Genomic DNA, 19,482 nt, shown 5'->3' with positions numbered 1-19,482 from the left:
TTATAATCCTTGTGCTTGAATCGCTGTAATCACGACTGTGTTTATAATATCATCAACAGTACAACCGCGGCTTAAATCATTAACCGGTTTGTTCAATCCTTGTAACATCGGACCAATTGCAAGAGCTCCTGTTTCCCTTTGCACTGCCTTGTAGGTATTATTTCCTGTATTTAAATCTGGAAAAATCAAAACGCTGGCTTGCCCTGCCACTTCTGAATTTGGCATTTTACTTTTTCCAACGGCCATATCAACCGCAGCATCATATTGAATAGGCCCTTCGATCTTTAAATCGGGGCGTTTTTTTCTCACTATTTCAGTTGCAGTTCTTACTTTATCCACTTCATCTCCTTTTCCGGAAGAACCAGATGAATACGAAAGCATAGCAATTTTTGGTTCAATACCAAAAGCCAAACTAGAATCCGCAGAGGAAATGGCAATTTCTGCCAGTTGTTCTGCAGTAGGATTTGGATTAATGGCACAATCTCCAAAAACTGAAACTCTATCCTCTAAACACATGAAAAATATGGATGAAACCACGGAGGAATTGGGTTTCGTTTTAATGAATTGCAATGCAGGCAAAATAGTATGTTGCGTAGTATGAGCCGCTCCGGAAACCATTCCGTCAGCGTGGCCTTTATACACCATCATCGTTCCAAAATACGAGACATCTTCCATTAAATCCTTAGCCATTCCTATGGTTACGTTTTTTGCTTTTCGCAACTCATAATACGTATTTACATAATCATCATAATGTTCCGATTCTATCGGATTTATGATTTGCACTTTGGAAAAATCAAAAAACAACCCTAATTCAGCAACTTTACTTTCTATTTGTTTCTTGTTGCCAATGATCGAAATATCTACCACATCCATTTCTAATAAGCGTGAAGCTGCCATGATAATTCTATCGTCATTTCCTTCTGGTAACACAATATGTTTTCTGTGTTTTCTGGCTCTTTTTACCAAATTATATTGAAACATTTTTGGCGTCATTCCTTCAGCTTCAAAAGTAATCAGCTTTTCAGCCAAGTTGTCTAAGTCCACATATTTTTCGAAAGTAGTAATCGAAATTTCAATCTTCTGCTTGTTATTCGCGTAAATTTTAGATTTTATAGATCCTATTTTATTGGTGATAAAATAAGTCCCTTCCTCCACGGCAATAATTGGAACAATGGTCGAAAGTCCTTCTATCAATTTCAAAATACTAATCTCTGGCAAAATGTTACCCGTCAAAACTATTCCTGATATTGTAGGGTAATTTACGGATTCATTAGCCTGCAATGCGCCAAGAATAATATCGGCGCGGTCTCCGGGCGTTATTACTAGACTGTTTTCTTTCAAATGCAATAAATAATTACACAATTGCATGGCACCCACACTAAAATTTCCAGTTTGATTGTTCAAGTGAGCCGAACCAAATAAAACTTTGGCATCTAACTCATTTACGATTTCTTGTACCGTTGGATTATTTAGATTATGAATCAAAGGAATGGAATTCACCAATATACTTTTGGGCAAGCTTTTCCTTAAGCCGTTCGTAACCAATTCAATATTTTCAGGCTGCACTTTATTGGCGATTACAGCCAAAACTTCAACATCTTTAACTTTGAATGAATCGTATGCTAAATAAAGACTATCTATTAATTCCTCTAATGTTTTCCCAACTCCGGAACCAACAATAATTGTTGGTATTCCCAGATTTTTAGCAATCAGAACATTCATGTCCAATTCGATGACAGTTCCTTCTCCTGTGAAACTGGTTCCTTCAACCAAAACAAAATCGAAACGCTCTTCTAATTTCTTATATTTTTCAATAATCAAGTCGAGAACCTCCCCTATTTTTCCCTTGTTCTTCTTTTTGATTAATTTACTTTTTGTAATGGCATACGCATCTTCAAATTCAATATCCATTCCAAAATGACCAATCACGGTTTCAATATGATTATCAAATCCTCCTTCTTCAAAATCTTCAATAATGGGCCTAAAATATCCTACTTTGGCCATTTTGCCAATGAGCATACTCATCAATCCCAACGTAATAATCGACTTTCCGCTATTTTGCTCGCTTGTTGCAATGTATATGGCCTTGTTCATCTTTTTATTTTTAAATTTAAATCCAAATCAATTGGTTGCAATCCTTTTTTATACTTAAAACCAACGGCGTTTTTTAAAATAAATAATCATTCCAACTACTATTAAAGACATAGCACCCATTACGGTATGATAGCCATAATGACGCTTGAGTTCCGGCATGTAGTCAAAATTCATTCCATAAACACCCACAATAAAAGTAAGCGGAATAAATATTGCCGATACGATGGTCAGCGTTTTCATAATCTCATTCATCTTGTGTGTTTGTGCTGAGAAAAAGAAATTAGAGGCGCTTTCCAGGGAACTCATATCGGATTCAATTTGTTCTAAAAGTTCTAAACTCTTTTGATGCAATCGGGCAAAAAAACTAAAAGTATCTGCTTCCATCGCATTAAATATGGTATCGTCTTTTATGCTTTTTATGTCATACAACGAATCCCGAAGCGGTATGATAGAACGTTTTAGAAAGTTTAAATTATCTCTGTGTTTCTCTATTTTTTCTAAAATTACTGGATCAACACTTTCCTTAGTAAGATTAATCAATTCCTCTATACTGTCCTCTTCATTTTCTAAAGTGATGTAGAAATTTTCCATGATGGCATCCAGAAGAATGTACAATAAATAATCCGCTTTCTTAGTTCTTACGATTCCTGAATGCGTTCTAATGCGTTCTCGAATATGGGTAAAAAAATCACTTCGCTTTTCCTGAAAAGAAATTAAAACCCCATCTTTTAACAAAAAACTAATTTGTTCGACACTTATGTTATCAGAGTGTTCCGCTGGTAACAATGATTTTATATTGAAAAATAAATAGTCATGAGACTCTTCCAGTTTTGTTCTTCGGGTGGTATTTAAAATATCAGCCAACATAAAATTATCGATTTTAAAATAATCCCCAATCGATTTTAACCACTCCACATTATTTAAACCGTGAATATTAATCCAGTTTGTTTTTTGTCCCTCAATATATTTATCTAATTCCGAAACCTTAAAATCATCATATTCGGTAAGATTCAAATCATCATAAACAAACAACTGCAGTTCTGATTCCTTACTTTTATGAATACCCGTATATTCTAAATTATAGGGTTGCATTTTCTTTCCTTTCTTGTACTTAATTTTTCTCATGCCAACTGATTTACGTAGTAATATTACAAAAAACTTTTACAAAAAAATCGTTTCTTGATACTTTTGACATTCCTAAAAATGAAAAAAACGGATTTAATTTAGTACTTAAAACGACAAAAGTAACTCGAAATATTTATTTCTTTCATGAGAAAAATCATATTTCGTTATAGAAAAAGCCGTTAATCAACGATTGTTAATTATTGTTAATTATTTAAAATAGCACCTCAAAATAGCCTTTTTATAAAAATATATCAATAAATTTGAGCTTATGTCGTAACAAAACACAATAAAATGCGACTTATTGCCCATAACCAATTAAAAACTTTATTAAATACATTAACTAAATGGTGAAAAAAAAACTAACCCTAATCATTACTTGTCTGTTATTTTGTTTTGCGCAAGGCACATTTGCACAAAGCAAAAAAAAGAAAAGAGCAGACAGAAATGCCCCTGCTAAAGTAGAAGCGAAAGCACCCGAATCTAAAGACGGTAAAAAAGAACCAAAACCGTACAAAAAAGTTATTGACTCAACCGCAGTAACACAAAAAGGATTAATTGACATTCATAAAATTAATGACAAATATCTTTTTGAAATTCCAGACTCTCTTTTAGGAAATGAAATAATGACAATTACCAGATATTCTAAAACTCCAGCCGGAGGAGGAATTTTTGGTGGAGAAGAAATCAACAGACAAGTGATTCGTTGGGAAAAAGGACTGAACAATAACATTCTTCTTAGATCTGTTACCTACGTTATTATGTCTCCTGACGACGATAAACCAATGGCTCAAGCAGTTAAGAATTCAACTTCAGATCCAATTATTGGAAACTATGATATCTTGGCATTCAAAAAAGATTCAACAGGAAAAAATAATGATGGATATGTAATCGACTTAACGAGTACTTTTGATGGTGATATTCAGACTTTTTCATTAGATCCAATTAAAAAACAATTGTTAAACATTGTAGCTTTTCAAAAGGATAAATCATTCATCTCAAAAATTAGTAGTTATCCTATAAATACTGAGATTAGAACTGTAAAAACATTTACAACTACTCCACCTCGTATTTCAATTACACCAACACCACAAATTGGAGTTAATTTACCTTCTGCATTAGATGCTGGAGTAATCACGGTTGAGATGAATACTTCTATGATTTTATTGCCAAAAACACCTATGCGCAAAAGAGAATTTGACGCACGTGTAGGATATTTTGCTAACGAATACGGAGTTTTTGAAGAAGAATCTCAAAAATCTGACACTAAAACTTTTGCTGTAAGATGGCGTTTAGAGCCAAAATCTGAAGAAGATGCTGCAAAGCAAAAAAAAGGGGAATTAATTGAGCCACTAAAACCAATTGTATACTACATTGATCCAGCTACACCTGAAAAATGGAAAAAATTCATTAAACAAGGTATTGATGATTGGCAAATTGCCTTTGAAGCTGCTGGATGGAAAAATGCTATTCGTGGCGAATATTGGCCAGAAAATGATCCAACAATGAGCTTGGAAGATGCTCGTTTTTCAGTATTACGATATTTTGCGGCTGAAATTCAAAACGCATACGGACCTAATGTTCATGATCCTAGAAGTGGTGAAATTTTGGAAAGCCACATTGGTTGGTATCATAATATCATGAGTCTTTTAAGAAACTGGTACTTAATTCAAACTGCGGCTGTAGATCCTGCAGCAAGAACAAAAAAGTTTGATGATAAATTAATGGGAGAATTAATCCGTTTCGTTTCTTCTCATGAAGTAGGACACACTTTAGGATTACGTCATAACATGGGAGCAAGTTCTGCTACTCCGGTTGAAAAACTAAGAGATAAAGCGTACCAAGATAAAAATGGACATACTTCTTCTATCATGGATTATGCACGTTTTAATTATGTGGCGCAACCAGAAGATGGTGTTACTGCCTTATTTCCTAGAATTGGGGATTATGACAAATGGGCTATTAAATGGGGGTATTCTTATTTTGACGGAGCTAAAACTGAAACTGAGGAAAAAGCGAAGTTAAATGAAATGACTAAAGAAGCTTACAAAAATAACCGTTTATGGTTTGGTACAGAATCTAGCCCTTATGATCCAAGATACCAAACGGAGGATATTGGAGATAATGCCATGAGAGCTTCTGAGTACGGAATCAAAAACTTAAAAAGAATTTTGCCTAATTTATTAGAGTGGACTAAAGAAAATGGAGAAAGCTATGCTGAACTAGACGAACTTTACGGCGCACTTACTGGACAATTCAGAAGATATATGGGCCATGTTACTAAAAACGTAGGTGGAATCTATGATTCTCCTAAAACGTATGACATGACAGGAAATCAATTTGAAGTAGTTCCAAAAGCTATTCAAAAAGATGCGGTTTTATTCTTGAACACTCAATTATTCTCAACACCAAAATGGTTATTGGATCAAAATATACTTTCAAAAATAAACCCAGAAAGTGGTGTTGAAGCAGTCAAAGGAATGCAAGATGCTACCTTATCAAGTTTATTAGCTGGAGATAGAATTGTTCGCCTTATAGAAACTTCTTCTATGAGTAAAAACAACTATACTGTTGATGAATTAATAAGTGACCTAAAAAATGGAATCTTTTCTGAATTGAAAGGAAGTGGATCAATTGATGTGTATCGCAGAAACATTCAAAAATTGTATGTTGACAAAATGATTGAATTACTTAAACCAGGTACAGCCATGGTTAGAGCGGTTCCTGTAGGTGTTACTTACGGTTTCACGACAAGAAGAGTAAATCTTGCTCAAACTGATTTACCTTCTATTGCAAGAGGTCAATTGAATAGTTTGAAAAACGAGATGAAATTAGCCTCATCGAGAATGACTGATCGAATGAGTAGGTATCACTTACAAGATTTAATTTCTAGAATAGGAGAAGCTTTAGATCCTAAATAATGAATTAAAAAGGGAAAATGTTTAACCACATTTTTCCTTTTTTTTTGCTTTGTAATGAATGTTATTTCATCGTAGGAATATGCGAAATGTAGTAACGCATTTCGTGGTTCTTATGACGTTTTTAAACGCTCTTTGAAAAGAAGCATGTTAAAGACCAACGTTATATAGACGACGCACTACAGTGATCTCTACGTGATAAATAATAATAGAATTAAAACACCCGACTTGCTTCAAAAAACAGGTTGGGTGTTTTATTTCATTAAGTGATACAAAAAAACCGGCCTATCGCTAGTCCGGTTTTCCAATAAAATATTAAAAAAAATAAAAAAAGGAATTAATCTTTTTGGGATTTTACTGCTAGACTATAGATTACTAATCCAAATCCAATTTTATTAATTGCATCAGCAATGTTGTACACTACATCAATATTACCGGCAGGAATTAATCCATTGTACCATCCTGTTGTTCCCATCATGTATCCTAATGGATAAATAGACCACCCAACAAGTACAAACCAACATAAAATCTTATGTGCTTTTTGAATTTCTCCTCCCGCTGTAGCAGCTAATTTTGAAGCTTCTCCCAACCATATTTCATATACAATAGCAAAATAAGCAACTCCGGAAATGAATCCCCATAGCGCAGCACTATCCGTAAATACAACTTCACCAAAGTAACCTGTGACTAACATTACTAAAGAATAAATAATCATCTTCCATAACAAAGATGTTTTGGCACCAGCTACTTTTAGTATGAGATAAAATTCTAAACACATTAATGGTACTGTAAGAACCCAGTCTACATATCGAAAGAACGTAGGCGATTCTCCAAATGATGCCCAATAATCTCTCATGTAGAAATAATGTACGGCAGCAATAAAGGTTATCAGACCTGATACTAACACTGAAGTACGCCACTTCTTATCAAACTGGCTTAACGATAAAAAGAAAAAAGCTGATGCAGCCATCATTGCCATACAGCCTACAAAAAAGGTAAACCCTACGTAATCGGTTGGTGATAATTTTCCGACTAAACCTGAAATAAAAATAAAATTTGTCATAAATAAATAATTTTAATGGTTTTTTTGTTTAATCAAATATAGTAAAAGTTAAACAATAAAAAATCATTTTTGTTTAATATTTTTTAACTAATTTTAAACAATAATCAAAATTCATGAAAAATTATTCAAATATTGTAATAGTAGCAAGCTTTTTAGGACTTTGGATGGATTCCTTTCTCTCGACAAAATTTCAAATAATGTTGGGCTTCTTCTTAATTTTCACCTTTGGAATATTACATGGTGCAAATGATTTAGTACTAATTAAAAATATTAAAACCACAAAACAATCCAATTCCTGGTTTAAAATACTAGGATATTATGTAATGGTGGTTTTAATAGGTGTTCTTCTGTTTTATACAATTCCTCAAGTGGCGCTACTATTATTCATACTTATAAGCGCTTATCATTTTGGAGAACAGCAATGGCAAGATTTATTGAACGCCTTTCCGAAATGGTTCCAAATATTATTTCAATTTTTGTACGGATTCATTATCTTACAATTACTTTTTGTTTTTCACTCCAGTGAAGTACAAAGTATTATTTTGAACATCGCAAATATCAATATCCCAAGCTTATACTTTAATTTACTGTTACTAATTTCATCAATCGTTTTTATTATTCTAAGCACCTATTTGTATTGGAAATCAGAAAAAATTAGAAAAAAACTACTTTTAGAAATCTTTTACTTAGTCCTCTTTGCAATCCTTTTTAAATCTTCCAGTCTGATTTGGGGATTTGCCATTTATTTTGTTTTATGGCACAGTATTCCGTCGATAATTGACCAGATTAAGTTTTTAAATGGTTCGTTTTCATTAAAACATTTTATTGCCTATTGCAAGACCGCAGGGATTTATTGGTTGCTATCTATAGTAGGAATTACACTAATCTATTGTATGTGCAAAGAGGAACAACTTTTTAACGCTTTGTTTTTCTCCTTTTTGGCCGCCATAACCTTTCCGCATGCGCTAGTGATTACTAACATGTTTGGCACAAAACAAACTAAAAAATAGAAATGCATAAAAAAACCGTTCACCAATGGTGAACGGTTTTCTAAATCAATAGTAGCAATGCACCGGAGTGCATCGCTACCAGAATTTATTATTTTACTTCTTCGAATTCAACGTCTTCAACATTGTCTCCTTGAGCCGCTTCACCTTGAGGTTGAGCTTCACCTTGACCTTGTTCTCCTTGAGCGTACATTGCTTCAGTAGCAGTTTTCCAAGCAGCATTGATGTTATCCAGCGCCGTTTGAATTGCAGGAACATCTTGAGATTGGTGAGCCATTCTCAATTCAGTTAATGCATATTCTACAGCAACTTTATGATCATCAGCTAATTTAGCTCCAAGTTCTTTCAGTTGAGTTTCAGTTTGGAAAATCATTGAGTCAGCCTCATTAATTTTCTCCGCTTTAGCTCTTAAAACTTTGTCAGACTCAGCGTTCGCTTCAGCATCTTGTTTCATTCTTTCGATTTCTTCAGAAGTTAATCCAGAAGAAGCTTCGATACGGATATCGTGAGATTTTCCAGTTCCTTTGTCAGTTGCAGAAACTTTGATGATACCATTAGCATCAATATCAAAAGTTACTTCAATTTGAGGAACTCCTCTTGGTGCTGGTGGAATACCATCTAAGTTGAAACGACCAATAGTTTTGTTATCAGCAGCCATTGCTCTAGCTCCTTGAAGAACGTGTAGTTCAACAGTTGGTTGAGAATCAGCAGCAGTTGAGAAAACTTGAGATTTTTTAGTTGGAATAGTTGTGTTAGACTCAATTAATGTAGTCATAACCCCACCCATAGTTTCGATACCTAAAGATAAAGGTGTAACGTCTAATAACAATACATCTTTTACATCTCCAGAAAGAACTCCACCTTGAATAGCTGCTCCAATAGCAACAACCTCATCAGGGTTAACTCCTTTAGACGCTTTTTTACCAAAGAATTTTTCTACTTCGTCAGCAATTCTTGGCATACGAGTAGAACCTCCTACAAGGATAACTTCATCAATATCAGAAACAGTTAAACCTGCATCTTTCAAAGCTCTTGCAACTGGTGCCATAGAACGTTTTACTAAATCGTCAGTTAATTTTTCAAATTGAGAACGAGATAATTTTCTCACTAAGTGTTTAGGTCCTGAAGCAGTAGCCGTAACGTATGGCAAGTTGATTTCAGTTTCTGCAGAAGAAGACAATTCAATTTTTGCTTTCTCAGCAGCTTCTTTCAAACGTTGCAATGACATTGGATCTAAACGTAAATCAATACCTTCTTCAGCTAAAAATGCATCAGCTAACCAGTCAATAATTTGGTGGTCAAAATCATCTCCACCTAAGTGAGTATCTCCATTAGTTGACAATACTTCAAAAACTCCGTCTCCTAATTCAAGAACAGAAATATCAAATGTACCTCCACCTAAATCGTAAACAGCAATTTTTTGATCAGTTCCTTTTTTATCCAATCCGTAAGCTAGTGCAGCAGCAGTAGGCTCATTGATGATACGCATAACTTTAAGACCTGCAATTTCACCAGCTTCTTTAGTCGCTTGACGTTGTGCATCATTAAAGTAAGCAGGAACAGTAATAACTGCTTCAGTAACTGTTTGACCTAAATAGTCTTCAGCAGTTTTTTTCATTTTTTGAAGTGTCATTGCTGACAATTCTTGAGCAGAATATAAACGACCATCAATATCCACACGTGGTGTATTGTTGTCCCCTTTTACAATTTTATAAGAAACTCTTTTTGCTTCAGCCGAAACTTCACCAAAACCTTGTCCCATAAAACGTTTGATAGAAGCAATAGTCTTAGTTGGATTAGTTACCGCTTGTCTTTTAGCAGGATCTCCTACTTTGATCTCTCCACCTTCAACAAAAGCGATGATAGATGGTGTTGTTCTTTTTCCTTCTGCATTAGGAATAACAACTGCTTCATTACCTTCCATTACAGAAACACAAGAGTTGGTCGTACCTAAATCAATTCCGATTATTTTACCCATTTTTAATATATTTAATTTTATTGTATATTCAATTATATTACTCGTGGTCGATAAGTCAATCTTTGTGCCAATACAAAATGGCTTATTAAATTGTCAGTTTATGTTAAAATTGGCGGAAAAAAATCTGACAAGATGACATTTCAGTGGGTTTGTCATTATGGCGGAAGTTTTAATTTAGGAGCTCTCTCCCGCTCTCCGCTCTATCTTTATGTTCTTAAAGAAAGAACATAAAGGATGCCGCTGCTATCGGGGCTAGGAAATCTAATTCCTAAGTTCATTTGTTTCTAATCAATTACTTTATAATTTCAATATCAATAATTCGTAATAAATGAACTACATTAGCAGAACGATAAAATGCTATTTGTAGCGCAAAGTATCCCAATTTTGGGTGCATATCAGCTAGTTTATAGCGAGTATATACAAGTTGTATGTAATATTATGAACAAAACTATCTACAAATATCTACCTCCAGAACGAATAACCTATCTGAAAGATGAGCATCTAAGGTTTACTCCTCCTGGAGACTTAAATGATCCTTTCGAGTGTTATCCAGTAATGCCAACTAAAGAAGATATTATTAAAATAATCAACATTGTAGCGTCTGAAAATATTGTGTCATTAGTAAAAGAGAAACTTTCCAAAAGCGAATTAAAAAGAGTAAAAAATGAATACGATAGAAAAGTAAAATCGAAAATAAATGCAGTAAGAAAAGTCCATCCAAACAATTTTCAAGAACAGTTTTATAAACGTTCAATAGTAGGTTTAAATCAAAAAATTGGAATATTATCTTTATCTAGAAGGTGGGATAGTGCGCTAATGTGGACGCATTATACAAACTCGCACAAAGGATTTTGCATTGGTTTTAATAAAGATTCTGAATATTTTCAAATCAAAGGCAACCCAAATGATCCAATTTCAATGCTTCAACCTGTAGAATATAGTGAAAATAGGATTAAAGTTCCACTTGAAAGAAACATAAAAATCAATCCTAAAGTTATGCTAACTAAAGCTGTAGATTGGAAGTATGAAGAAGAAAGATTTGTTTCATTGCTCCCTTTTGCTAATAAAATAATTAAATCGTCTCGATTTGACATACATCTATTTAAAGTCCCCCATAAAATAATCACTGAAATAATAGAGGAGCAAAAATTGATAACGAGGATTTTAATGCTATTTCTAATTTTTGCAAAGAAAATGATATTCCTATGTTTCGGTGTTTAATGAGTCCAACCAAATTTGATATGATTAGAAATCCATAAAAAACTATGTGCAAAAGCTACTACAACGGATTTGGGTAATAGGCTTAATAGAAAGTTGGTTTTGTATTACCAAAACATCAACAGTCATTACAGAGCGACACCCAAACCGACAAATAAATAAAAAAAGGCAATGCCAATTTGAACAATGAAAAAATATTTCTCACAAGCCCGAGTTTTTACTTTTCTGATACTATTACTTTTTGGCACTGCCTGCAACGGACCAATTGAAAAAAACGTACCAAAAGAAAAGGGAAGTGAATCAAACATACTAGCTGTTGCACATCCTAAACTTATAAAAACCATAGGCTCGCCTAAATATGGCAATGTACAATCTACGCTGAAGGACAAAGCCGGTAACCTTTGGTTTGGCACCACAGAAAATGGTCTTTATAAATATGACGGAAAATCCTTCACTCAATTTTTAGTCTCCGATGGTCTAAACAGTAATAATATTAATGCCCTTTTGGAAGATAAGGATGGTAAAATTTGGATAGGTACTCCAGTGGGAGTTTGTCTTTACGATGGTAAAACATTTACTAAAATCCAGATTCCTTTACTAAAAAACCTGCCTCCCAACAAGTTTAAAAAAACGCAGGAGGTATTCAGTATCATGCAGGACAAAAGCAGAAAACTATGGTTCGCAACAATTGATGGAGTTTACATCTACGATGGCAAATCCTTTACTCCGTTTATAATTAATGAGGGTGGAGTTGGCTATATGAGCAGTAACAATAACGTGGAATATATTTTAGAAGATAAAGCTGGTAACATTTGGTTTGGTGGACGAGGTAATAAGGGTGTGTTTCGTTACGATGGTAAATCTATAACCAATCTTAAACCAAATGGTGACAATTGGGCTTGGCCCGCATTGCAAGACAAGAATGGAAATATTTGGTTCAGCAATTGGAGTGGAGCTTACCTTTATGATGGAAAATCATTTACAAGTTTTACAAAAAATGATGGCTTGCTAAGTGATTCGGTTATGCGAATTATAGAAGACAAAAACGGCAATATTTGGTTTGGTGGCGGTGGTGGCATTTGCCGTTACGATGGAAATTCTTTCACTTGTTTTACAACAAAAAATGGACTAATCAATCAGGGGATTTGGGCAATTTTGGAAGATAAAACTGGAAATCTTTGGATAGGTACGAGAGAAACAGGTCTCTACCTTTACGATGGAAAAACATTTATTAATTATTCGGAATATAAACACTAGCTTGTAACGGATAAACAAAATTTGTAACAACACATAAAAATGAACAAAAAAAAACATCAATCACTAAAACCAACAATCATCATGAAACAACGATCTAAGCATTTTGCAGTAAAGACAATCCTAATTGGTCTATTCATCCAGCTCATTACAATAACGGTTTCCTTTGGGCAAACCAAAACAGAACAAATCGATAAGTTGATGAATCTATATTCAGAATACGGGCAGTTTAACGGTTCCATTCTTGTTGCTGACGCGGGTAAGGTAATTTATAAAAAAGGATTTGGAATGGCAAACATGGAATGGAATATTCCGAATCAGTCAGACACTAAACACCGATTGGGTTCTGTTACCAAACAATTTACCGCTGTATTAATTGTTCAATTAGTTGAGCAGGGGAAATTAAAGTTGGATGCTCCTATCTCAACCTATCTTCCTGATTATCCTAAAGCATCAGGTGATAAAATTACCATTCATCATTTACTGACGCACACCTCTGGAATTCCTAATTACACTTCGTTTCCTAATTTCGTCAAAGATTTAAGCATCAATCCCTATAGTCCAGAAGCTTTTGTGAAAAAATTCGCTGACTTACCGCTGGAATTTACACCAGGTGAAAAATTTGCGTACAGCAATTCCGGTTATTTTTTATTGGGATACATTATAGAGAAAGTTTCCGGCAAAACCTATGAGCAGAGTTTACAAGACAATATTCTTACGCCACTAAAAATGAATAATACAGGATTCGATCACCATGAAACGATTCTGAAAAACAGAGCTTCCGGGTATGAGAAAAACGGCAAAAACTTCATCAATGCAAGTTACCTTGATTTATCAATCCCATACGCAGCCGGCTCTTTGTACTCTACTGTAGATGATTTGTATTTATGGGATCAAGCACTTTACACCGAACAGTTACTTTCGAAAAAAAACAAAGAACTATTATTTAATTCCTATATTCCTGCAGGACCGGGACATTATGGTTACGGATGGTTTATCAACAAGGCTTTCAATGGAGAAAAAAATGATAGCATAACAGTTATTGAACATGGTGGTGGAATAAATGGATTTAACACTTTATTTTCTCAAATTCCATCTGAAAAAAATCTGGTGGTTTTATTAAATAATACGGGCGGTACCAACTTAAACGAGATGAATAAAGCGATTAGAAATATCCTTTACAATAAACCATACAGTTTGCCTAAAAAATCATTGGCTACTGCTTTCGTAGATGTTATTCTGGAAAAAGGAATTGCACCTGGATTAACTTATTTTAATGAAAATAAAAATTCAAATACTTATGCTGTCAACGAAAATGAAATGAACAGCGCAGGATATCAATTATTACAAACCGGAAAAGTAAAAGAAGCGATAGAAGTTTTCAAACTAAATGTTGAAGCGTTTCCAAAATCAGGAAATGCATATGACAGTTTAGGAGAAGCCTATTTAAAAAACGGAGATAAAAAGCTGGCGATTATCAACTATAAAAAATCCATAGAACTAGATCCAAATAATGAAAACGGAAAAAAAGTATTGGAAGAACTTTCAAAGTCCTAAATTATTTAGACCAATTAAAAAAACCGCACGCATCATGTTTCATAGTAAAAGCATGATCGTGCGGATAATAAACTCCCACTTATGAGTTCCATTTCTAATTCACTGCCTTAGTTGACTTCCCTACCGTCAAATAAATGTGATTGTTGGGATACAGAAATTCAATTTTTGTTTGCTGCTGGTTTACCCTCATTTCTACTTGTTCATTTTCATTTTCTAAAGTATAAAAGGTGTAATTTCTATCCTGAGAAACAATCCCAGAGTCTACAATTTTATATTTCATTTTTGTAGCCGTGAGAAAGAAAACCACATCGCGCTTTTGAGTATTCAAGAATACAAAAGAGTATTCATTTCCTGCAATATTGCATTCTCCTTGTCTAAAAGGTTTCTCATCGATGCAATAGCGTTGCACGTTAAACACTTGTTCTTGAGCATACATACCACCCGATAGCAACAACAGTACAATTATTTTTTTCATACACATGAGGTTATTTCTATTATCCGGAATTGGACAATCTTTTTTCATATGCAAAACACACGCCACAATGTTTTTTGGAGTAGAATAACTAAAAAAAACACTGTCTAATTTTGTGTGATTATCATAAAAAAGCCTTAAAAAGCAATGTTTACCGTAATCAAATTCCGTTTTTATTTGTATTTTCGGTTTTCTAAAACCTACTTGCTTTCATTAAAAATAATCCTGAAAGTGCCCTAAAAATAATTTTAAAAATAAAACAACAATGACTTCATTTAGCAAAGAATTATCCTTTCGTTGGTCTGATCTTGACCCTAATTTTCATGTTCGACACAGCGCATATTATGATTTTGGTGCACAGCATCGTATCGAAATTCTGGAAAGTCTTGGATTAACGATTAAGGTGATGCAAGCGCAAGGCTTTGGCCCTATCCTTTTTAGGGAAGAATGTGTGTTTAGAAAAGAAATAAAACTCTCAGATAAAATTTCCATGCACACCAAAACTTCAAAAGTAAATGCAGATGCATCCCGCTGGTCGATTGTACATGAGTTCATCAATGAAGAAAATAAACTATGTGCAACCATTACTGTCGATGGCGCTTGGATGGATCTTAAACTGAGAAAACTAGCCTCTCCTACTCCCGAAATTGCCATTGAAGCCCTGAGTATTTTTCCTAAAAGCAACGATTTTGTAAACCTTTAAAGGAATTTAAATAGACAAACCCAATTTCCTCATTTTGGATACAATTTTAGGAGATTGGGTTACTTTTAATTTTAGTATCATACTGACATTTGCATTGTTAATTTAAATTCACAATTAAATAAAAAAGTATGAATACTAATAAAAAAATCGAACTGGGAAGTCAAGGACTTTTTGTTCCAAAAGTAGGATTGGGTTGTATGGGAATGACCCAAATTGCAGGAATGGATGTTTATGGAAAAGCAGATGAAACCGAATCTATCGCTACTATCCACCGTTCATTAGAACTAGGATACAACTTCCTGGACACTGCAGATTTATACGGCCCTTTACTAAATGAAAGGCTTGTCGCCAAAGCCATTAAAGGAAACAGAAATCAATATACCATTGCCACAAAATTTGGTTATGAAATTGATGACAAGGAACAACTGACTTGGCAATTCAACGGTACAAAAGATTATGTAAAAAAAGCAGTGGAGCGTTCGCTTAAAAACTTGGGAACTGATTATATTGACTTGTATTACCTCCATCGTTTAGACCCAAACACGCCTATTGAAGAAACTGTTGCGGCTATGGCTGAATTGGTAAAAGAAGGAAAAATTGGTCACATCGGACTTTCAGAAGTTTCATCGCAAACCATAAAAAAAGCCCATGCTATTCACCCTTTGACTGCGGTACAAACAGAATATTCTTTGTTTGAGCGGGGTGTAGAAGAAACGGGGATTTTAAAAACGCTTCAAGATCTTGGAATCGGATTTGTGGCTTACTCTCCATTAGGTCGAGGATTCATTTCTGGCGATATCAAAAGTCCTGATGATTTTCCTAATACTGATTTTAGAAAAAGTTTACCCCGTTTTCAAGGCGAACAATTTTACAAAAACATTGCCTTGGTTGATGAAATAAAAAAATTGGCTACCGAAAAAGAAATAACACCTTCACAATTAGCCATTGCCTGGATTGTTTCAAAAGGTATTTTACCAATTCCAGGTACAAAAAGAGTGAAATATATCGAAGAAAATAATGCTGCTGCCGAAATTAAATTAAGCATTGAAGACCTAAACCGTTTAGAAACCATCATCCCTTTAGGAACAATCACAGGTGCTCGTTATGATGCTGCCAATATGGAAGCCATCGATCAATAAAACAACATTATTCAGTAGGAAAAGCTATCTTTACTATTCGCTTTTCTTACTGAATTTATAATTCGCATCATGAAAAAAAAGACCATTTCTCCATATATCATCAATTCCATTTCTGAGTTGCATCGTTTATTGGAATTACCTAAACCAAAACATCCATTGGTTAGTGTCATTAATCTGAATGAAGTAAAATGTAATTTTGATGAAAGCATAAAAAGTTTCGTTTATAATTTTTATTCCATTTGCACCAAAAAGGATTTTAAAGGTAAATTGAAATATGGACAAAACTATTATGATTTTGACGAAGGTATAATGACTTTTTTTTCGCCGGGTCAGGTAATCTCGACTGTTGTTGATGAGGATATAGCGCTTTCAGGAATATGGTTAGTCGTTCACCCAGATTTTATCCAAAATTATGCTTTGGCAAAAAGCATCAAAGACTATGGCTTTTTCTCCTATGCTGTAAATGAAGCGTTACATCTCTCGGATAAAGAAGAAGCAATGATTACAAACATTATGCAAAATATTGATGCCGAATATTGTTCTGCAATAGACGGTTTTAGTCAGGATGTTATACTCTCACACATTGAATTATTGCTCAATTATTCCAACCGATTTTATAACAGACAGTTTATTACCCGTAAAAATGCCAGTAATGATTTGTTGAGTAATTTAGAAAAATTGCTTTTGGATTATTTTAATAGTACAAAAGTTCAGGAATTTGGCCTTCCAACTGTTCTCTACATTTCAGAGCAATTGAATGTCTCTCCAAATTATTTGAGTGATATGCTCCGATCACTCACCGGACAAAGTACGCAACAGCACATTCAGAATAAATTAATTGAAAAAGCCAAAGAAATTTTGACCACAACTTCTTTATCCGTTAGTGAAATAGCATACCAATTGGGTTTTGAATACCCGCAGTCTTTTAACAAATTATTTAAAAGTAAAACCAATGTTTCGCCTTTAGAATTTAGGAGCTCGTTCAATTAAACATGAGATGTAGTATTGATAGCCTATTGTATTTGTAAAAACTAATGATACATTTATCGAATATTATATCTTTAAGAAAAAAAAATGAAATTATTTCCATTAAAAGGGATAAAACCCAATGAAACAAACTTACATTCTATTTTGATGAACACACAAGCAACATTCCTAAAGTAACTGTCTACCGCAACTACTGAGACCTCTTTCCCTTTCGCTATTTTTACTAAAAAAAATCAAATTTAAATCAAAAAAACTAAAATGAAATTAACCAAATTACTTTTTCTAATAGTTGTTACTTTAGCAATGAGCAGCTTTAAAAAAACAACTACAGATTATACAACTATAGAAAAACCAGAAGTTCTTTCCAGAGAATTCTACCAAATAAAAACCTATATTTTCAAAACGGAACAACAAGTTGAAACCACTGAAAAGTATTTGAAAGAAGCATTTCTTCCGGGTTTGAAAAAACTTGGAATTAAAAATATTGGTGTGTTCAAACCAAGACCAAACGCTACCGACACGATAAAAAAAGTGATGTTAGTGATTCCATTTTCGTCCATGACTCAATTTCTAGGATTGGAAGATAAACTGGCCAAAGACAAAACCTTTTTGGCTGCAGGAGCAGATTATTTAAACGCTTCCTATAAACAAGCACCATATTTGCGTATCGAATCTATTTTATTGAAAGCTTTTTCAGATCATCCTATTATGTCAACTCCCGTTTTGAACAGTCCAAGAGCAAATCGAGTGTATGAATTGAGAAGCTATGAATCAGCAACCGAGACGATTTATAAAAACAAAGTCGATATGTTTAATGCTGGTGGCGAAATAAAACTCTTTGACCGCCTTGCCTTTAATGCGGTTTTTTATGGCGAAGTTATTTCGGGAGCCAAAATGCCAAACTTAATGTACATGACCACTTTTGCAGATCAGGAAAGTAGAGATTCGCATTGGAAAGCCTTTGTAGATTCGCCGGAATGGAAAGGATTAATAGCTATGGAAAAATACAAAAACAATATTTCCCACATAGACATTACTTTTTTATACCCAACTGATTATTCTGATTATTAGTTTTACAAATCATAATTTTAATCCTAAACTACAACCCTTAAACAGTTGTAGTTTTTTTATTTAAAACCTAAAATCTTTACTTCTTTTTCGAATCAAAAAAAGCACAAACACCTCATTTAGAAAAGATTAAATCATTAATTTTAAGCGTCTTTAGTTCTATTTTAACTATGGAAACCCTCAATATAAAAATTAAAACTTTCCGCCGGCGTGGGACTGTTCCTTTCCGCCATGTATCTTGTGGAGGAATCCTTAAAAAATCTTTCGGGTAGAAATTTCAAACTGTTTCTGCAGCGAATCACAAAAAACAACATTGGCTCCGTGGCAGGCGGAACAATAGTACCTGGTATTCTACAGAGCAGTTCTATGGTTTCGTTGATGGTTTTAGCATTTGTGGATGCAGGAGTTTTTACCATGAAAAATGCGATGGCCATTATTCTGGGAGCAAATCTGGGTACAACACTTGCCAGTTGGCTGGTGGCAACACTAGGTTTTAAAACTAATATAGAAATGATTGCTTATACGGCAGTATGTATAGGAGGTTATCTCCTAATCCTTCTTGGCAATCGGAAAAGCATAAAATATGTTTCCTATTTTCTTTTGGGTTTTGGTTTAATGTTTATCGGGCTTTCGTTCATGAAAACGGCTATGGAAACGCAGGTTCACTATTTTGATTTTTCACAATATGCCTCGAAGCCATTAGTTATTTTTTTTATAATTGTTTTTTTGATTACGCTGGTTATTCAATCTAGCTCCGTAACTATGCCACTTACATTGAGTGCACTTAACCCAGGAGCAATAGGGTTTCCCATGGCAGCCGCAATTGTTCTGGGCAGTGAAACGGGCACCATTATTAAAATAGTATTGAGCGCTATTGGCGAAAATGCTTCCAAAAAATAAGT

General features: G+C 34.1%; 15 protein-coding genes. 10 read left to right on the top strand and 5 right to left on the bottom strand.

From position 1 onward, the window contains the following. Complete coding sequence (gene pta, locus ACNQF6_RS13520; RefSeq protein WP_417966441.1) at positions 1-2,094, bottom strand: phosphate acetyltransferase; 2,094 nt, start codon at positions 2,092-2,094, stop codon at positions 1-3. A gap of 54 nt (positions 2,095-2,148) precedes the next feature. Beyond that, positions 2,149-3,219, bottom strand: coding sequence for a magnesium/cobalt transporter CorA (gene corA / locus ACNQF6_RS13515; RefSeq protein ID WP_417966440.1), 1,071 nt, complete (start codon positions 3,217-3,219; stop codon positions 2,149-2,151). 344 nt (positions 3,220-3,563) lie between these two features. On the opposite strand from corA, the gene ACNQF6_RS13510 reads away from it, so the two are divergent. Further along, on the top strand, positions 3,564-6,137 hold the full coding sequence (locus tag ACNQF6_RS13510) for a zinc-dependent metalloprotease (protein ID WP_417966439.1): 2,574 nt from the start codon (positions 3,564-3,566) through the stop codon (positions 6,135-6,137). Between the two features lie 334 nt (positions 6,138-6,471). Here the strand turns inward: ACNQF6_RS13510 and ACNQF6_RS13505 are convergent, their stop codons facing one another. Next, complete coding sequence (locus tag ACNQF6_RS13505) at positions 6,472-7,197, bottom strand: bacteriorhodopsin-like (protein ID WP_417966438.1); 726 nt, start codon at positions 7,195-7,197, stop codon at positions 6,472-6,474. 113 nt (positions 7,198-7,310) lie between these two features. On the opposite strand from ACNQF6_RS13505, the gene ACNQF6_RS13500 reads away from it, so the two are divergent. Next, on the top strand, positions 7,311-8,207 hold the full coding sequence (locus ACNQF6_RS13500) for a Brp/Blh family beta-carotene 15,15'-dioxygenase (RefSeq protein ID WP_417966437.1): 897 nt from the start codon (positions 7,311-7,313) through the stop codon (positions 8,205-8,207). 88 nt (positions 8,208-8,295) lie between these two features. On the opposite strand, the gene dnaK is transcribed toward ACNQF6_RS13500, so the two are convergent. After that, entirely contained in the window at positions 8,296-10,182 is a 1,887-nt protein-coding gene (dnaK, locus tag ACNQF6_RS13495) for a molecular chaperone DnaK (protein ID WP_417966436.1), read from the bottom strand. 354 nt (positions 10,183-10,536) lie between these two features. Between dnaK and ACNQF6_RS13490 the strand changes: the two genes are divergently transcribed. From ACNQF6_RS13490 to ACNQF6_RS13480, 3 genes are all read left to right on the top strand, one after another. Beyond that, complete coding sequence (locus ACNQF6_RS13490; protein WP_417966435.1) at positions 10,537-11,403, top strand: DUF2971 domain-containing protein; 867 nt, start codon at positions 10,537-10,539, stop codon at positions 11,401-11,403. Positions 11,404-11,586: 183 nt separating this feature from the next. Beyond that, entirely contained in the window at positions 11,587-12,657 is a 1,071-nt protein-coding gene (locus ACNQF6_RS13485) for a ligand-binding sensor domain-containing protein (protein ID WP_417966434.1), read from the top strand. A 39-nt stretch (positions 12,658-12,696) separates the two neighbouring features. Further along, positions 12,697-14,211 (top strand): serine hydrolase, encoded by a 1,515-nt coding sequence (locus tag ACNQF6_RS13480; protein ID WP_417966433.1) that lies wholly within the window; start codon positions 12,697-12,699, stop codon positions 14,209-14,211. A gap of 94 nt (positions 14,212-14,305) precedes the next feature. Here ACNQF6_RS13480 and ACNQF6_RS13475 read toward each other — a convergent pair whose 3' ends face one another. Further along, entirely contained in the window at positions 14,306-14,686 is a 381-nt protein-coding gene (locus ACNQF6_RS13475; protein WP_417966432.1) for a hypothetical protein, read from the bottom strand. 262 nt (positions 14,687-14,948) lie between these two features. Between ACNQF6_RS13475 and ACNQF6_RS13470 the strand changes: the two genes are divergently transcribed. From ACNQF6_RS13470 to ACNQF6_RS13450, 5 genes are all read left to right on the top strand, one after another. Beyond that, on the top strand, positions 14,949-15,386 hold the full coding sequence (locus ACNQF6_RS13470) for an acyl-CoA thioesterase (RefSeq protein ID WP_417966431.1): 438 nt from the start codon (positions 14,949-14,951) through the stop codon (positions 15,384-15,386). A gap of 128 nt (positions 15,387-15,514) precedes the next feature. Beyond that, complete coding sequence (locus tag ACNQF6_RS13465; RefSeq protein ID WP_417966430.1) at positions 15,515-16,525, top strand: aldo/keto reductase; 1,011 nt, start codon at positions 15,515-15,517, stop codon at positions 16,523-16,525. Between the two features lie 69 nt (positions 16,526-16,594). After that, positions 16,595-17,515 (top strand): helix-turn-helix domain-containing protein, encoded by a 921-nt coding sequence (locus ACNQF6_RS13460; RefSeq protein ID WP_417966429.1) that lies wholly within the window; start codon positions 16,595-16,597, stop codon positions 17,513-17,515. A gap of 255 nt (positions 17,516-17,770) precedes the next feature. Next, positions 17,771-18,583, top strand: a complete 813-nt coding sequence (locus ACNQF6_RS13455; RefSeq protein ID WP_417966428.1) for an NIPSNAP family protein — start codon at positions 17,771-17,773, stop codon at positions 18,581-18,583. A 207-nt stretch (positions 18,584-18,790) separates the two neighbouring features. Further along, the gene (locus tag ACNQF6_RS13450) at positions 18,791-19,480 is read left to right on the top strand and encodes a Na/Pi symporter (protein ID WP_417966427.1); all 690 of its coding nucleotides are present in this window, start codon (positions 18,791-18,793) and stop codon (positions 19,478-19,480) included. The last annotated feature ends 2 nt before the right edge of the window (positions 19,481-19,482 follow it).

Origin of the sequence: Flavobacterium pasteuri (assembly GCF_048286615.1) — a bacterium.
GTDB lineage: Bacteria > Bacteroidota > Bacteroidia > Flavobacteriales > Flavobacteriaceae > Flavobacterium.
Note: the sequence above shows the minus strand (reverse complement) of the source record. Positions and strands in the feature narration are given on the sequence as shown.

Excerpts from the sequence above, each read along its gene's own strand:
- ACNQF6_RS13485 (WP_417966434.1), top strand. The coding sequence starts at position 11,587 with ATGAAAAAATATTTCTCACAAGCCCGAGTTTTTACTTTTCTGATACTA.
- ACNQF6_RS13460 (WP_417966429.1), top strand. The coding sequence starts at position 16,595 with ATGAAAAAAAAGACCATTTCTCCATATATCATCAATTCCATTTCTGAG.
- ACNQF6_RS13510 (WP_417966439.1), top strand. The coding sequence starts at position 3,564 with ATGGTGAAAAAAAAACTAACCCTAATCATTACTTGTCTGTTATTTTGT.
- ACNQF6_RS13490 (WP_417966435.1), top strand. The coding sequence starts at position 10,537 with ATGCTATTTGTAGCGCAAAGTATCCCAATTTTGGGTGCATATCAGCTA.
- ACNQF6_RS13455 (WP_417966428.1), top strand. The coding sequence starts at position 17,771 with ATGAAATTAACCAAATTACTTTTTCTAATAGTTGTTACTTTAGCAATG.
- ACNQF6_RS13500 (WP_417966437.1), top strand. The coding sequence starts at position 7,311 with ATGAAAAATTATTCAAATATTGTAATAGTAGCAAGCTTTTTAGGACTT.
- ACNQF6_RS13475 (WP_417966432.1), bottom strand. The coding sequence starts at position 14,686 with ATGAAAAAAATAATTGTACTGTTGTTGCTATCGGGTGGTATGTATGCT.
- corA (WP_417966440.1), bottom strand. The coding sequence starts at position 3,219 with ATGAGAAAAATTAAGTACAAGAAAGGAAAGAAAATGCAACCCTATAAT.
- pta (WP_417966441.1), bottom strand. The coding sequence starts at position 2,094 with ATGAACAAGGCCATATACATTGCAACAAGCGAGCAAAATAGCGGAAAG.
- dnaK (WP_417966436.1), bottom strand. The coding sequence starts at position 10,182 with ATGGGTAAAATAATCGGAATTGATTTAGGTACGACCAACTCTTGTGTT.
- ACNQF6_RS13480 (WP_417966433.1), top strand. The coding sequence starts at position 12,697 with ATGAACAAAAAAAAACATCAATCACTAAAACCAACAATCATCATGAAA.
- ACNQF6_RS13465 (WP_417966430.1), top strand. The coding sequence starts at position 15,515 with ATGAATACTAATAAAAAAATCGAACTGGGAAGTCAAGGACTTTTTGTT.
- ACNQF6_RS13470 (WP_417966431.1), top strand. The coding sequence starts at position 14,949 with ATGACTTCATTTAGCAAAGAATTATCCTTTCGTTGGTCTGATCTTGAC.
- ACNQF6_RS13505 (WP_417966438.1), bottom strand. The coding sequence starts at position 7,197 with ATGACAAATTTTATTTTTATTTCAGGTTTAGTCGGAAAATTATCACCA.